We start from the raw sequence: 15,202 nt of genomic DNA, 5'->3' as shown, positions 1-15,202 counted from the left end.
CGGTGATCTAAAGCCAAAAAAAACGGCCCGCTTGATAAAAAGCGGGCCGTTTTTTTGTGAGCAGTCTCAGTTACGCAAGACTTTTGCTCACCACCTCAAACACATCACTGGACAGCTCGCCCGAAGCGCGAATCCGCTCCAGCTCAGCTTTCATCAGTGCCTGGCGCGCGCTGTCGTACTTGCGCCAGCGGGTCAACGGCGCCAACTGCCGCGAAGCGATCTGCGGGTTGAAGCCATTCAGCTGGATCACCAGGTCCGCAAGGAACCGGTAACCCGAACCATCTGCCGCGTGGAAGTTGATCAGGTTCTGCCCGGCAAACGCGCCGACCAATGCCCGCACCTTGTTCGGGTTCTTGATGTTGAACGCCGGGTGCTGCATCAACGTCTTGACCCGCTCCAACGCGCCCGGCAAACCACTGCCGGCCTGCACGCTGAACCACTGGTCCATGACCAGCGGGTTGTCCTTGAAGTTCTCGGCAAACACTGCCAGGGCGTTGGCCTTCTCTTCTTCGAACGGCGAGTTGACCAACACCGCCAAGGCCGTCAGGCGCTCGGTCATGTTGTCGCACGCATCGAACTGTTCAAGCGTGGCCGCCAGCACTTCGGGCTTGTCGCTGAGCATCAGGTAAGACAGCGCAATGTTCTGCAAGGCACGACGGGCAAAGTGTTCAGCCTCGGCCACGTATGGGGTTTTCTTCGACAGGTCGCGATTGGCCTGGTAGCGCAACCACAGGCCTTCGAACAGGTGATCGGCCAGTTGCTTGCGGGCAAATTCACGGGCGGCGTGGATCGCGTCGACATCCGCCACTTCACTGATTTCCGTCAGGTAGGCTTCGCTCGGCAGCGAGAGCATCTCGGCGACCATCGCCTGGTCCAGGCTCTGGTCGCTGAGCACGGTGCGCAGCGCAGTGATCAAGCGTTGATCCAATGCCAGCGCCTTGCCCTGCTGATGCTGAGCGATCAGTTCCTGCAACACCTGCACCGCCAATTGCTGGCCGGCGTCCCAGCGATTGAAGCCATCGCTGTCATGCTGCATCAGGAACATCAGTTGGTCGCGGTTGTACGGGAAGCTCAGCTTCACCGGCGCCGAGAAGCCGCGCAGCAGCGAAGGCAGCGGGTGTTCGGCGATGTCGACAAAGGTGAAGGTCTGTTCGGCTTCGGTCACCGAGATCACCCGGGACGTGGTGCCAGCAGCGGCTTCACCGGCCAGGCGCAAGGCGATACCCGCGCCTTTGCCGTCGAGCAGGCCCAGCTCAACCGGAATCACGAACGGCAGTTTTTGCACTTTGTCCGGGGTTTGCGGGCAGCTTTGACGGAAGGTCAGGCTGTAGGTTTTTGTCGCTGCGTCGTAGGACTCGCTGACCGCCAGGCGTGGTGTACCGGCTTGGCTGTACCAGCGCTTGAACTGGCTCAGGTCGGCGCCGTTGGCGTCTTCCATGGCCTTGATAAAGTCATCGCAGGTCACGGCCTGGCCATCGTGGCGTTCGAAGTACAGGTCGCTGCCTTTACGGAAGCCTTCGGCGCCGAGCAAGGTTTGGATCATGCGGACGACTTCCGAGCCCTTTTCGTAAACGGTCAGGGTGTAGAAGTTGGAGATTTCGATAAAGCCGTCCGGGCGTACGGCGTGGGCCATGGGCCCTGCATCTTCGGCGAACTGGTGGGTACGCAGGTAGGCCACGTCCTGGATACGCTTGACGGTGGCCGAGTTCATGTCGGCAGAGAATTGCGAATCACGGAACACCGTGAAGCCTTCCTTCAGCGACAGCTGGAACCAGTCGCGGCAGGTCACGCGGTTGCCCGACCAGTTGTGGAAGTATTCGTGGGCGACGATCGCCTCTACACGCTGGTGCGCGGCGTCGGTGGCGGTTTCGGCGCGGGCCAGCACAGCGCTGGAGTTGAAGATGTTGAGGCCCTTGTTCTCCATCGCGCCCATATTGAAGTCATTGACCGCAACGATCATAAAGATGTCGAGGTCGTACTCACGGCCATAGGCTTCTTCATCCCAGCGCATCGACTTCTTCAGGCTGTTCATGGCGTGCTGGCACTTGTCGATGTTTTCCGGCTCGACATAGATACGCAGCGCCACGGTGCGCTCGGTCATGGTGGTGAACGTGTCTTCGACGCACCACAAATCACCGGCCACCAGTGCGAACAGGTAAGCCGGTTTCTTGAACGGGTCTTCCCAGGTTGCCCAGTGCCGGCCGTCTTCGCCAGGGCCGGAAGCAATCGGGTTGCCGTTGGACAACAGCACCGGGTAGCTGTGCTGCTCAGCGATCACCGTGGTGGTGAACACGCTCATCACGTCCGGGCGGTCGAGGTAATAGGTAATTTTGCGGAAACCTTCGGCTTCGCACTGGGTGCAGAACATGCCGCTGGATTTGTACAGGCCTTCCAGGGCGGTGTTGGTTTCCGGGTGGATCTTCACCGTGGTGTCGAGGGTGAAGGTCGCGCTGGTGGGGTGCACGGTCAGGTGGCTGTCGCTCAACTGGTAGTCGGCGTCCGTCAGTTCCTGGTCGGCCAGGTTCACGCTCAACAGCTCAAGCTGCTGACCGTCCAGCACCAGCGGCGGCAAGCCGGCGCCGCGCTCGGGGTTGCGGCGCATCACCAGCTGCGCGTGGACCAGGCTGTGGTCCTCGAACAACTCGAAGGTCAGGTGCGTCTCGTCGATCAGGTAGTCCGGCGCCTGATAGTCCTTCAGGTAAATCATCTTCGGCTGTTCGGTGCGCATGTCTGTCGTCCTTCTACTGATGCACGGCGAGCTGGTAGGCCGTGTATTTACGAATGTTGATCACGCCGGTGTCGAAGATCAGGTATTGGCCCTTGATCCCCATCAGCGTGCCTTCGGCAATCGGGTTCTTGTCCAGGTTGAAGCTGACGATCTTGGTCGGATACTGCTCGATCGGGTAACGGATTTCGATCGGTTCGATGTCGGTCACCGGTTGGATGGCCTGTAGGCCAAAGCGTTCCTGCAAACCGAACAAACCGTCGGCACAGCTGGCGAACAGTTCGTCGCGTACCTGCGCAAGGTTCACCGCCTGGGCGTCGCCCTTGAGCAGCGCGCGCCAGTTGGTCTTGTCGGCCACTTGGCTGCGGAACAGGTCTTCGACGAAGCCCGACTGCTGGCGCGTGGCAACGCGCATGATCGGCAGCGCCTGGCTGGCGCCCTGGTCCAGCCAGCGGGTTGGCAACTGGCTGGCGCGGGTAATGCCGACCTTGATCCCCGACGAATTCGCCAGGTACACCACGTGGTCGGTCATGCAGAATGTTTCACCCCAGGCCGGATCGCGACAGGTGCCAGCGTCGTAATGGCAACGCTCGGGGCTCATGATGCACAGGTCGCACTGGGCCAGTTTGGTCATGCACGGGTAGCAGTAACCCTGGCTGAAACTGGTCTTGGTCTTGCGACCGCAATGGGTGCAATGGATGGCACCGAGGTATTCAAGGCGCACGGTGGTGCCAATCAACGGGTTGACCGGCACCTCAGTGTCACCTAAGCGAAACGCGTATTGAACGGTCGGCTCACCCAACTGCGCCGACATCTTGCTGACTGCACCACGGCCAATCTCAATCAATGGATGGCATCCGACTTGAACAGGATGTTCGGCACCGGTGCCGACTTAGAGGCGCACTCCTGCGGGCCCATGTAGCCGGTGCGCTGGTCTTCCGGCAGGTTCTGCAGTTCCCAGGCGATCACCGCCTGCAACGACAGTTCACGCTGCTCGGCGGTGAGCTTGCGGCCATCGGACCATTTGCCGATTTCCACCGCGAGCTTGAGGCTCTCGTAGATGTCCGGGGTGATGTTTTCGATCATTTCAACAAAAGAGGACATAAGACTCTTCCTTAACTAAATAGGAGACATTTTGCGGCGGCTATATAAGCCACCCAACAAACCGGTCAGGCAGCCGATCACCAGGCCGCCCACGTGGGCCGCGTTGGCGATTTCGCCGAAGCCGATCATCGAGACCAGGCCCGACAGGCACAGCACCAGCCACACCAGCATCATCACCAACACCCCGCGAGGCAGGCGATACGCCGGGTTCGGCGACAATAATTGATAGATCCAGCAATGCCCGAGCAAGCCGTACAGCACGCCGGACAAGCCGCCAAACAGGCCTGGGCCGCCATAAGAATATTGAGCGTAGTTCGACACCAGGCTGAACAACAGCGTCAGGCCCAGCAGGTTGATACTGCCCTGGCGCAGCTCGATCCGCCGCCCCAGCTCCCAGTACCACATGCCGTTCATGGCCAGGTGCAGGATGCCGAAGTGGATCAGCATCGGCGTGACCAACCGCCACCACTGCCCCGACGCGAGGCTGTCGGCCAACGGCGTGAAGTTCAGGTACTCACCCGACACGCTGAACGGCAGGAATGTCAGCCAGCTCATGGCTTGCAGGTTATCCCCCAGCAGCGTGACGGCGCCGACGATGATGCTCAGCAGCAGCACCAGCCCGGTCACCGGGCTGTGGCGCAACTGCTGGACAAAGCCGGGGCGCTTGGTCGGCGTCGCCTGTGCGGGAATGTCCAGTTGCTGGTCCGGGTCGCCGGCAGGAAACCGCTGGTACAAGACCTTCACGTCTTCGCTGATGGAATCAGGCACCCACAGCACCTGCTCCCCGGCTTCTTCGCTGACGCGATGGGGCACTTGCATGCGTTGCAGCAGCTTGACGAAACCACTCAAATCCACCGCCAGCGGCAAACGTAAAACAGCCACGGTACTCATGAAATAACCTCAGGGCGCTCGACATCGACCCAAACAAATTTACGCGGGTCCAGGCGGGTTTCCTGATCCAGCCGGTAAGCCACCAGCTTGCCGTACAGCACCGCGCTGTAGTCCAGGCAGGCCAGGTTCGGGCGGATCGGCGCCGGTTTGCCGCTGCGCCAGTAGTGGCCGACGAACAGCAAGGGCTCGTCGACGCCGTAGCGCAGCAAGGAGTTTTTCTCGGTGGACGACAGCGGCGTGGCGGCGACCGGTTCCGGCAGCGCATCGGGCTGGAACACGATATCGCCGTAGGTCTTCGGGTCGTCTTCCCAGAATTTGGTACGGAAGAACGAGCGCGTCAGGCCGTCGCCGCCGGTCAGGGTCAGGCCGTCCGGCAGGCGCATATCAGTGCCGCGCAGCAGGCGGTCAAAGGCGTTGCTGGCGAAACTGCCGGGCACGGCGGCGGCTTGCAGGAAGTGCTGGTCGATGCAGCCGTCCGGGAAATGCGCGCGCAGGGGCTCGATAAAGCCGTTGTCCCAGCAGGCGTGCACCACACGGAACCGCCCGGCATCAACAAACAGCGGCATGTCGTAGAACCAGCCGAGGAAGTCGTGCCAATCCGCCGGGTGCTGTTCGAACTGGGTCAGCGTCTCTTGGATCAACCGCGCATGGCGTGGGGTGTGCTCGCGCACAAACTGCTTGCCGCTGCCCGGCGTCGCCGGCGTGCTCCAGCCCAGCGCGTTGAACTCATGGTTGCCCATGATGCACAGCGCCTGGCCGGCCTCGGTCATGTCGTGGACGATATGCAGCGCCTCACGAATGCGCGGGCCACGGTCGATGATATCGCCGAGGAACACGGCCATTCGCGACGGGTGGCGCCAGGTGCCGCCCTGCTTGTGGTAACCCAACTGGTCGAGCAAGTGCTCAAGGGTATGAGCGCAACCGTGCACGTCACCAATCAGGTCGTAGCTACGCGCGGGATCGAGCATCAGTCGCCTCCACCCCCCAAGCGGCTGCCCCAGCCCAGCTTGGTACGGCACACTTCGTAGTAATTGTGGTCCAGCGGGTGGATCAACCGCAGCTTCTGCGCCTTTTTGCTCACCGTGATGGTGTCACCGGGGGCGCAGGTGAAATGGTTCTGCCCGTCGCAGGAGACTTGCGGGTAAATCTGCATGTCTTTGGAAACCACGATTTTCAGCTCACTGTTGCCGTCGACCACGATGGGCCTGCTGGACAACATATGGGGGTACATCGGCACGATCACAATGGCATCCAGCTTGGGATGCATGATCGGGCCACCGGCAGACAGCGCATACGCCGTGGAACCGGTCGGCGTCGCGACGATCAGGCCGTCGGCCTTCTGGCTGCACACGAACTGGCCGTCGATGTACAGCTCGAACTCGATCATGCGCGTCGACTTGCCGGGGTGCAGCACCACGTCGTTGAGGGCGTCGCCCTGGCCGATGGCTTCGCCGTGGCGGCGCACTTCGGCTTGCAGCAGGAAGCGGTTTTCCACCAGGTAATGGCCGTCCAGCACCTTGGCCACTTCGACTTCCAGCTCGTCGGGGCGAATATCGGTGAGGAACCCCAGGCTCCCGCGGTTGATCCCCAGCACCGGCACGTTATGCCGCGCCAGCGCCCGGGCGGCGCCCAGCAGGCTGCCGTCGCCGCCCACCACAATCACCATGTCGCAGACTTCACCGAGCATCTTGCGCGACGAAGTTTGCAGGCCATGGCCCGGGAGGATTTCAGCGATGGTGTCTTCGAGGATCACATGCAGGTGGCGCTCGAGCAGAAACTTTTTCAGCCGGCGGACGGTGTCCAGCACCTGGGTACTGCCCAGGCGACCGATAATGCCGATATTGCGAAATTGCTCCATGGGGCTCCTGCGGGGTTCGGGTTCTGGCAAAAAAGAACGATTATGGGCGAAAGCCGGCGTTACACAAAATCCTTTGTCGCCGCAAACCCCAGACGACAACGGTTCTCAGCCACCTTCCCGGCCGTAAAGGGCTATGCTCGGACCATGACTCTGTTCCCTGATTTACAGCACCTGCCCCGCCAACTGCGTCACCCCGAGGTGCGCGACCTCGCGTGGGTGATGCTCGCCCCGCCGATGCTCGCGCAAACGCCGTGGCCGCAACGCCACCCGCTGACCGGCAGCGACTGGGTGCAGGCCCCACATTTGCTGGAGCAGTGGCTGCGCCAACTGGACCAGGACAGCAGCGCCTTGCTGCACTGGCTGAGCCAGGCACGCACCCGTCGACTGGGCCTGTACTACGAACGGCTGTGGCAGTTTGCAGTGCAACACGCGCCGGGCGTGGAGCTGATGGCGGCCAACCTGCCGATCCGCCAGGCCGGGCATACGTTGGGCGAGCTGGACATGCTGCTGCGTGACCGCGACGGCGTGCACCACCTGGAACTGGCGATCAAACTTTACCTCGGCCCCCAGGACGGCGATGGCCGGGACACCGCGCAATGGCTGGGCCCGGGCTGCCATGACCGGCTGGACCGCAAGCTGGCTCACTTGGCCCAGCATCAATTGCCGATCTCCGCCCGGCCAGAGAGCCGCGAAGTGCTGGCAGCGCTGGATATCCAGGACTTTGATGCCCACCTGTGGCTGGGCGGGTACTTGCTTTACCCATGGCCCGGCATGGCGCACGCGCCGGTGGGCGCCCATCCGCAACACCTGAATGGGCGCTGGCTGCATCAGCGCGACTGGTCGAGCTTTATCGAGCAAAGCCCAGCCGGTCGCTGGCAACCGCTACCCCGCCACGCGTGGCTGGCGCCGGCGCACTACCCGGCGGATGAAGCCTGGGACGCAGCCCGGATGCAACACTGGCTGACCGAGCTGGACCCCATGGCGCCCGCGCAATTGCTGGTGCGCCTGGTGGAAAACAGCCAGGGCGAGTGGGAAGAAGCTGAACGGTTGTTCCTGGTGGCGGACCTGTGGCCAAACGTACCAGGGACGATCACATCCCCGGGATTCATCCTTCACTCCGCTCCCCCGTAAGAAAAATCTGCGCCGGCAACGTAAAACCCCGCAATTTCAATAACGCCAGCGGTCCGGCGTCCAGTTCTGTGCGCAGGTGCCAGGTCAGATCCAGGCCGTCCGGCGCCTTGAGCACCATGCGGTAGCGGCTATCGCCATCGTCCAGTACAGTAAGCCGGGCTTTTTCCAGCAGGCGAATCAGGCCCCAGGTGCCCTGGTAGTCACCGAACAAACGTTCTCCGGTGTGCACGCTGGTCCAGCTCAGGCTTGCTCCCGGATAGTCGCTGCGCCCGGGCCAGGTGAAGCGTTGCCAACTTTCTTTCTGGTTGAAGTAGTGGTGCCGTTCGCCGTTGAGGATGAAGGTGGTTTGCACGATGTCTCGGGCAGCCTTGCCCTGGAGTTCGAAACTCAGGCCCATGCCACCGTCGGTGTAGAGCACATCGGCAAGGTCGCTCAGTTGGTTGATAGCCGCGAGAAACTGCGGATTGAAGCGCAGGCCCTGGCTGTGCCGGTCGGCCACCCAGCGGTTGCCCTCCTTACGCAACACGCCGCCCAGTTGGCTCTGGAGAAACTGTTCGATGCGCCCCGAGTCGGCGCGGATCATTTGGCCGAGCATCGGTAACGAGGCGTCGCTGGCGGTGGCGGCAAACGGGTAGCGGCTGGCGAAAGCGCTGTGCCAAGGCGTGACAATCGCACGCTGCCACTGGCGATTGAGGCTCGCGGCTGAGGGTTGCAGCACGCGCTGCCAAGCGTGATCCAGTGGTTGCACGAACAGCGTTTCGCCGAAACCAGACCACTCGGCGCCGAGGCTGGCGGCGATCAGGCTGCCGTAGGATTGGGTGTCAGTCAGGTCGATGCTCTTGCCCTGGAACACGCTTTGCGCCAAGGCCTGGATCATGCCCTGCGGATCAGGTGCCTGGCTGATTTGTTGCAGCTTCAGACGGGCACGGGTGACCTGGGTGAGGAAGGTGTGCAGGTTGAGGCTCTTCTCTTGGCTCATCAGGGAGAGCAGCGGGCCGAACGTCACGTCCAATGGACCGGTTTGCAGTGGTGGGTCGATCATCTGCACCTTGTCCTGGCCAATCAGTTGCTGGGCGGATTTCACCAACGTGTCTTTCAGCCCTTGGCCACGGGTGCCGGCCTGGCCCTGATAGGCCACGGTGTTCATCAGTGCGATCAACGGCGATTGGCGGGCGTCGCTCATCAGGGTCAATTGGTCGATGACATCGGGCAGGCTGTCGGAGGGATGCCAGCGCAGGCTGTTGAGGAAGTCCAACCAGGCGCTGGCGTAGTCGTCGAAGTAGCGCTCGGTGAGGCGTTTTTTCAGCATGGCCGGCGTCAGGTCGCTGGCAATATCACTGAGCTGGTCGCTGAGGACCCAGTCGATTTGTTCGCGACGGGCTTCGGCAATGTCGTCAATGGCCCGGCTCACCTGGCCCTCCCAGGCTTGTCGGGTGAACACTCCGGGCACCCGGGCATCGCTGGAAAACAACGCCTGGGCGTCGGTGGCACCGACCATTTGGCGCAGCTCCAGGGCGGGTGAGTGATTGATGGAGGCGTCGAGCACCTGTTGGTACAGGCTGGCTTCGGCATTGCGCTGGCCGAGTTGGCCGAGGAGAACTTGCCGGGCCTGGGCGATCAGCTTCGGGTCGGCCGGGATGCGCCACTCGGGATGCGCGGGCAGTTGCTTGCTGTAGAACTGCCAGAGATCGGGCGACAGGGTTTGCCACAAGCCGGGGGAGACGCCGGGGCGCAACGGTTCGGCGTTATTCAGGGTTTTAGCGAGGAACTCGGCGTCGGTTTTTTCCGGATGCGCCAGCATCAGGTAGGCCTTGAGTTGGCCGTAGGCGACCCGGGCCTCGCTGGCGCGCTCGGGACTGTCCGGCGCAAGCTGGATCAAAGCCATGAGTTGGCGTTGCAGGTTAGCCGCAGCCGGATCGCGCATCAGGCGGTGGTTGGCGTCGACATAGCGCGGCCACAGGGTGTGGAGCAGGGCCTGGTTCTGGTTCAGGCCGAAACGTTGGTGCCAGGGCGTACCGTTTTCGGCGCGGTAGTCCAGCCGCGCGAGTTCGCGGGTCAGCTCGTGCAAGGCCTGGAACTGTTCGTCGCCTTGTCTGGAGTGCTGCAACGCAGTCAGCGAGGTTTGCACGTGGCTGATCAGGGCGCGGTTGCTGACGTAGGACAGCAGCAGGCCGGCGGCCCACACCAGCGTCAGGCTCATGGCCAGGGCGTAGCCGATACGCGGGGTGCTCCAACCGACCCGGCTGATAAAGGGTTTGTCCCGCAGAACACCTTCCCAGGCCGGGTCGATGGGCCAGAAATGATCCTTGGAAATGCGCTCCACCGGCAGACTGAACCACAAGCCACGCAGGGGCACGCCGCGGGCGAACTGACCGAATAACGGTGCGAGCGCCTGACACCAGCGGGGAATGCCTTCGGCACCCAGATCGCGGGCCAGACGCAGGAGGAAGTCGTGGGCGTTGTTGATTTTCATCTGGGCCCAGCCGGCGTTGCGCAGGGGCTCGATGAGGGCTGCGAGACGAGTTTCGAGGGCGGCGGCGGTGAGTTTTTGCGGCAGCCGACAGCCGACGGCGTCGACCTGACGTTTGGCTTGCGGCCATTGGCTGTCGCAGACCTGCCAAAGATGGAGCGGGAGTTGCCAGCGCAGTCCAGCGGACAGGTCCCGCAAGTAGCGAACACCGGCGGCCATCGCAGCATCGTCAGCGCTTTGATCGCTGCTGAGCGCCCAGACGACACCGTCCAGAGCGCGCCAGCGGCTCAGTGCACGCCACTGCGCCAGCAATGACTCATCCAGTTTGGTATGCACGCTGCCGCCCCACAACAGGACGGTGTTTTGTCCTTCCAGCCAGTGGTCCTGGGTCAGGCTGGGGGCGATGGCGGTAATCTGTTCAGGCTCGCCGAAGACGATAAAAAAACGCACCTTGAGGCGCCATAAGAAGCCGTATTTTTGCTGAAGGGATTCGACCAACGCTGGATGGCTCTTATGGGCGGCTGGCTTGGCCTGAAGCAAAGACGGAATCTGCCAGCTGCCTTTTACAAGGTTGCGCACGCCATTGAGCACTACCCACCAGGTCAGTGCTGCCGTGGTGAACAGCAGCGCCCAGGCCAGCCATCCTTTGATCAGGGTATCCATCACGAGCGCACGACTGAAGACGTGGGGCCCCGTCCACCACCACCAGCCGGCCAAACCCACGGCAACCAGCAAGGCAATGAACAGCCCCAACAGAAGCACGGTGCCAAAGACAGATAATTTGGGAGACTCATTGACTTGATTCATCAGCTTCCGCAACTCCAAGAACCAGGGTGTGATGGGGATCGTTCGCTAACCAGGCGCAGGGCTTCCCATGCTGCTCGGCGTGCCAGGCGGCAAGAGTCGACGCCACCATGAGTTCGAGGCCCGCCAGGGCACCGAAGTTGGCGTCTTGAAGGCTTTTTTCGATGTTCCAGCCTGCAATACTTAACTCGGGAATATCGGGTTGGGAGAACGACACACAGCTCGGCGCGGGAGCCTCCAATTTGCTCTGTTGCAGAGCGCGTTGGGCCACGGTCGCCAACTCCTCTTCGGCGGTGGTAAACCATTCCCCCCGGGAAAATCGCACACCGCCTCGCGGGCCGAGCCACCAGAGCACCGCCGCCTCGCCTGCGGGCAATAAACGGTCACGTTCGGGCGAGGTGGATTGGCATCCGGCACACAAAACACGAATGGCGTCAGGCGCGTGCTGTAAGCGGTCGATGATCGAGTCCAGGCTACGCAGCCCCTGCCAGGGTTCGGGAGACTCAGGCAACCGCAGCTGCGGGCAACATTGCGTCATCTGTTCGACAAACACCTGCCAGGCTGATAACGAACCTTGCCAATAACAACACAGCGGTTGTAACACCTCGGTTTTCTCGCGCTGCTCATCCCATTGCAAGGCCAACAATCTTGCCAGTTGGTGTTCGCGCTCGGCACTGTCGGCCCCCGACACATGCGGCAGGCGAATCACCGGGCCTTCAGGATTTGCTTCAGGCGTTGGAGGCTGATGGTCGGGGCTGAGCAACTGTTGCCCGTGTTGTCGCGTGCTGCATGAAGGTCCCAGCAGCACTGCATCCATCAGCGCGACTTTCTGGCGATGACGTTCCCACCAGTCTTGCTGAATCTGCCCGGTTGTCTTGGCATACCAATAAGCATTGTGCGAAGCAAAGCTGTGGTACAACACGCGAGCTACAAATGCCAACGGCCATATCGCCAACGTATAGACCAGACCGACACTCCCTTTAGCCCACCAGGCGGTGTCCTCCCAACCGAGAAAACTACTGCTGGTAAAACGCAGCCCTACGCTAACGATCACCAAAAACAGCAACACCACCCCTCCCGCCCACCACCGCGAGTAATCGGGTTTTCGTGCTCTGGGATAAGCAGAATACTCAGGAGCGGTTCTCATGATTCCACCCAGTTATTAGGCAGCGAGCTGACCAGCGTGCAGCCGCAGGCGCAGCGGTGACCATGCAGCGCGACCGGGCAATCGTCGAACTGCACCCCTTCGCAGCCTTCTGCGATGTGTGTCAGACCATGCAGGTTGCAGCGCACGGCGTCGCCCTGACAGGCGATGGGCAGGTCATCGCACACGTAGTGTCCTTCCAGGACCTTGCCGCCAAACTCACGCAGGGTGTCACCCTGTCGAATTATCGGTTTCATCGCGATACCTCTGGCCATCGGGCGAATTTTATTTTGGGCATGAATGGGGCTCCGGCAGGTGCAGAGGGGTTTTGATCGGATATTCGGGGCTGCCGTAGGCGTAGCAGGACGTGGTGACCTGGAGCTCGTCGCAGGGCAGGAAATGCACGGTGAGGCCGCAAACTTTTTGGCCGGTGTAGTCGGGGATTGGGACTCGTTTGGAGTGTTGGCGTTTTTGGGCTCGAACTTTGTTTCTCCAAACAAGGTACTTCTCCTCGTCTGCGAAGCCAGGAAACTCATCAGCCAAGTCGCTCATACCACTAGCACCTGTCTCCCAATCGATACGCGCCGTCATACCTGGTTGCCACCGAGCCGGAGCGATATAGCAACACCCACCTCCGCCCCCCTGATAAGGACCAATGATGTCGATACCCGAGCGCCCATCCACACTGAAATGGTTGATCGCCCAATGAGTATGGTTGACCGCCTCAAGGGTGCCGGCCTGCGTATTTTGAACGAGTGTGATGCCGGCCAACCCGCAAATCGCACCGACTATCGAACGCCACCAGCCAAACTTGAGCAAAGGTTTTACGCCTTGTGCAAGCCGGCGGAAAACAGACTCAAACCTGCGCATCTTTAAGCTCCTTCGCCCTGGCGTAGTAAGCCTGCCAAAGCTCATCGATGGCTTTGTGCGCCTCCGCACGGCGTTCATCCGTCATACCCGGCTGCTGCGCCACAAGGGCTGGGTCAGCGAATAGCGGCGTCTCGGCGCCCGCGACCATCACCCCGTCTTCTTCGCGATACAACGCGATGTCTCTCCTGCCCGCATCGCCGAAGAACACCATGCGCAGTTTGAAATAACTGCCAAATGGCTCGCGGCCCGCCTTATACAGAAACCAGGCGCGGGAGTCGTGGACCTGATCATCGAACAGGGCGCGCAATAGCCCCTCAGGTTTGTTGGCGTTGCGACCCTCATCGACGTTGAGCCGGGTGCGTTCGTCAATATGATTACGCTCGTGTACCGGCGGCGGGAACAACAGGCTGACCCTGGCCACACCGCTTGTTTTCATCTGATCACTCTCGGCCCGCGCCCTATCAATGGCCTTCAGCACGGACTGCTGCTTCTGTATGGCCAACGTCAGTGGCATGGGCGGCATGGCGGCCGGCAAATCCGGGATCAGCGCTATGCGCGTCGTGCGCACAGCATTGGAAACGAAGCTGTCCGTTCGGTAGCCGGTACCGAACTCTTCGGCGGCTTCGCGCAGTTGGGTTTGGGCCATGTCGGCGTCGAAATCCTTGACGCCGGGCTCCTGCGGTTTTTTGGGGTCGAACGTGAGTTGTTCGCGAAGTTTTTGCTCTTGGCGGCGCACTACGATGGCGGCCTGTTTCTTGTCGCGGTTGGCCTCGGCCAGTTTGCTCACCGACGGGTCGGCTTCGGAATCGCTGGCCTGGCGGTAGAAGTCAGTTTGCTTCAGTGTGGCGAAAGCATAACGGTCGATACGCCAGGCGGTGATCCAGCCCATTTGGTTGATTAGGGCGCTTTCCACGGTGTCGGTGGTCGGGATGGGTTGGTAGTTTTCGATTTGTTCAGGGGATAGCGGTTGTGGAGCCAGGGGCAAATCCAATGTCACTTGACGCCAGGCGTTGAAGCGGTTGACTAAGGTTAGAGAAACACCAAATTCCTCGACCATTTCAAGATCCATCGCTCTCCAAACTTCATGGCGTAACTCTATTGGCAAGGCTCCCTTTGGAACCTTAAACGGCGCACCGTAAGCAAAGGAGTCGGCATATAAATCATTCAATGCAATCTGCGAAAGCAGTAACCGATCATCATCGCCAACAGCCTTCCCCTGATCCCCCGGCGGATACCCCCCACCCTGATCCGAGTGCATCCCTGGATACAACACCTCAACGCTATTGGCCGGATAACCGCCCCCCTCCCGCCGAATCGAATCCAGCGGAAAACACAACCGCTGCTCATGACTGGCAATGATATGCAGGCACCGCTTGACCAGGCTGCTGGTGGGCAACTCCTGAGTGCCATCCGCCCAGCTCATGTGCCCGTCCGCTCCGGGCACCGCATGGGCAAGGCCCACCGATGCCACCGTATCCAGCAACCCCAGGTACTCGATACTGATCGGAAGCTTCAAGTCCCCCAGTGGCAATGCCGGTTGCGACTCAGTAGGCGATGACAGCTCATTCAACCAACTGACAAACGCCCGTGCCGCCGCCGCGCCACGGGAAAAACCATACACATAAAGCCTGACCCCCAGCAGCTTGGGCCAACCGGGCGAAGGTTGCGTCAGGGCGACACGCAATGGCTTGGCCAATGCGCCCAACTGTTTCTCATACTGATGACGACGGAAGCTGGCACCAATGGAACCCTCAAACCCCGCTGGCGCGCCCATGGCCTTGACCGTCGCCCGTAAACTGGCGTCATCCAGCCGGGGCAACGCTAACGTACGGCGCAGAGCGTCGATGATCATCATCAAGCCCCAGTTGATCCGCTCTTCGCCGAATGCCGCCGTGGCCAGGCCGAGTGCGCTGTAGTTCAGGTCGCCGACTTCGGGAAACGGCGTGCCCACCCCGGGCATGTAGTATTTGAAGTATTGGCCGTTGCCAACCCCCGCTGCGTCCGTCAAATGTTGCGCCTGGCGGCTGTGGGCAGTACCGCCGGCATGGCCCTCGCCAATGCTTGCACGAAACAGGCGGGCGATATTCGTCGGGTGTTTGGGATCGGATAAATACAGGTCGTTATTCAGGTTATTGCCCGTGCCGTCGAAGAACAGGCTGATATGCAACGTCTTGCTGCAGGGCGCCAGGACGCGCCGGCCAGCAG

Annotated in this window: 12 protein-coding genes; 1 reads left to right on the top strand and 11 read right to left on the bottom strand. The window is 61.3% G+C overall.

Annotated features, from left to right (window positions below; translation table 11 throughout):
* Positions 1-70: 70 nt before the first annotated feature.
* Genes pepN through CEC48_RS11430 form a run of 6 tightly spaced genes read right to left on the bottom strand, consistent with a single transcriptional unit; the run spans position 71 to position 6,578 of the window.
* Entirely contained in the window at positions 71-2,728 is a 2,658-nt protein-coding gene (pepN, locus tag CEC48_RS11455) for an aminopeptidase N (RefSeq protein ID WP_088423830.1), read from the bottom strand.
* A 13-nt stretch (positions 2,729-2,741) separates the two neighbouring features.
* Complete coding sequence (locus CEC48_RS11450) at positions 2,742-3,572, bottom strand: DUF2797 domain-containing protein (RefSeq protein ID WP_088423829.1); 831 nt, start codon at positions 3,570-3,572, stop codon at positions 2,742-2,744.
* Positions 3,569-3,829, bottom strand: coding sequence for a YeaC family protein (locus CEC48_RS11445; RefSeq protein ID WP_003217900.1), 261 nt, complete (start codon positions 3,827-3,829; stop codon positions 3,569-3,571). Before CEC48_RS11445 ends, CEC48_RS11450 begins: the two co-directional genes overlap by 4 nt.
* A 15-nt stretch (positions 3,830-3,844) precedes the next feature.
* A complete protein-coding gene (locus CEC48_RS11440) occupies positions 3,845-4,720 on the bottom strand; it encodes a rhomboid family intramembrane serine protease (protein WP_088423828.1) in 876 nt (291 codons plus the stop codon).
* Positions 4,717-5,691 carry a metallophosphoesterase gene (locus CEC48_RS11435; protein ID WP_176438706.1) on the bottom strand — a complete coding sequence of 325 codons (975 nt, stop codon included), beginning with the start codon at positions 5,689-5,691 and terminating at the stop codon, positions 4,717-4,719. The genes CEC48_RS11440 and CEC48_RS11435 overlap by 4 nt, the downstream gene beginning before the upstream one ends.
* A complete protein-coding gene (locus tag CEC48_RS11430; protein ID WP_003217892.1) occupies positions 5,688-6,578 on the bottom strand; it encodes an NAD(+) kinase in 891 nt (296 codons plus the stop codon). Before CEC48_RS11430 ends, CEC48_RS11435 begins: the two co-directional genes overlap by 4 nt.
* A gap of 144 nt (positions 6,579-6,722) precedes the next feature.
* Here CEC48_RS11430 and CEC48_RS11425 point away from each other — a divergent pair, with 144 nt between their 5' ends.
* Positions 6,723-7,709, top strand: a complete 987-nt coding sequence (locus CEC48_RS11425) for a DUF1853 family protein (protein WP_088423826.1) — start codon at positions 6,723-6,725, stop codon at positions 7,707-7,709.
* Here CEC48_RS11425 and CEC48_RS11420 read toward each other — a convergent pair.
* From CEC48_RS11420 to CEC48_RS11400, 5 genes are all read right to left on the bottom strand, one after another.
* Complete coding sequence (locus CEC48_RS11420) at positions 7,684-10,986, bottom strand: ImcF-related family protein (RefSeq protein ID WP_088423825.1); 3,303 nt, start codon at positions 10,984-10,986, stop codon at positions 7,684-7,686. The genes CEC48_RS11425 and CEC48_RS11420 overlap by 26 nt on opposite strands.
* Positions 10,970-12,052 carry a hypothetical protein gene (locus CEC48_RS11415; RefSeq protein WP_256579699.1) on the bottom strand — a complete coding sequence of 361 codons (1,083 nt, stop codon included), beginning with the start codon at positions 12,050-12,052 and terminating at the stop codon, positions 10,970-10,972. Before CEC48_RS11415 ends, CEC48_RS11420 begins: the two co-directional genes overlap by 17 nt.
* 74 nt (positions 12,053-12,126) lie before the next feature.
* Complete coding sequence (locus CEC48_RS11410; RefSeq protein WP_088423823.1) at positions 12,127-12,384, bottom strand: PAAR domain-containing protein; 258 nt, start codon at positions 12,382-12,384, stop codon at positions 12,127-12,129.
* 28 nt (positions 12,385-12,412) lie between these two features.
* Positions 12,413-12,997: a DUF3304 domain-containing protein gene (locus CEC48_RS11405; protein ID WP_088423822.1), complete on the bottom strand. Its 585-nt coding sequence runs from the start codon at positions 12,995-12,997 to the stop codon at positions 12,413-12,415.
* Positions 12,984-15,005, bottom strand: a complete 2,022-nt coding sequence (locus tag CEC48_RS11400) for a DUF2235 domain-containing protein (RefSeq protein WP_371917761.1) — start codon at positions 15,003-15,005, stop codon at positions 12,984-12,986. The genes CEC48_RS11405 and CEC48_RS11400 overlap by 14 nt, the downstream gene beginning before the upstream one ends.
* Positions 15,006-15,202 lie beyond the last annotated feature (197 nt).

Source organism: Pseudomonas sp. K2I15 (assembly GCF_002204795.1).
Lineage (GTDB): Bacteria > Pseudomonadota > Gammaproteobacteria > Pseudomonadales > Pseudomonadaceae > Aquipseudomonas.
The sequence above is the reverse complement of the archived record's forward strand: the minus strand, read 5'-3'. Positions and strand labels throughout refer to the sequence as shown.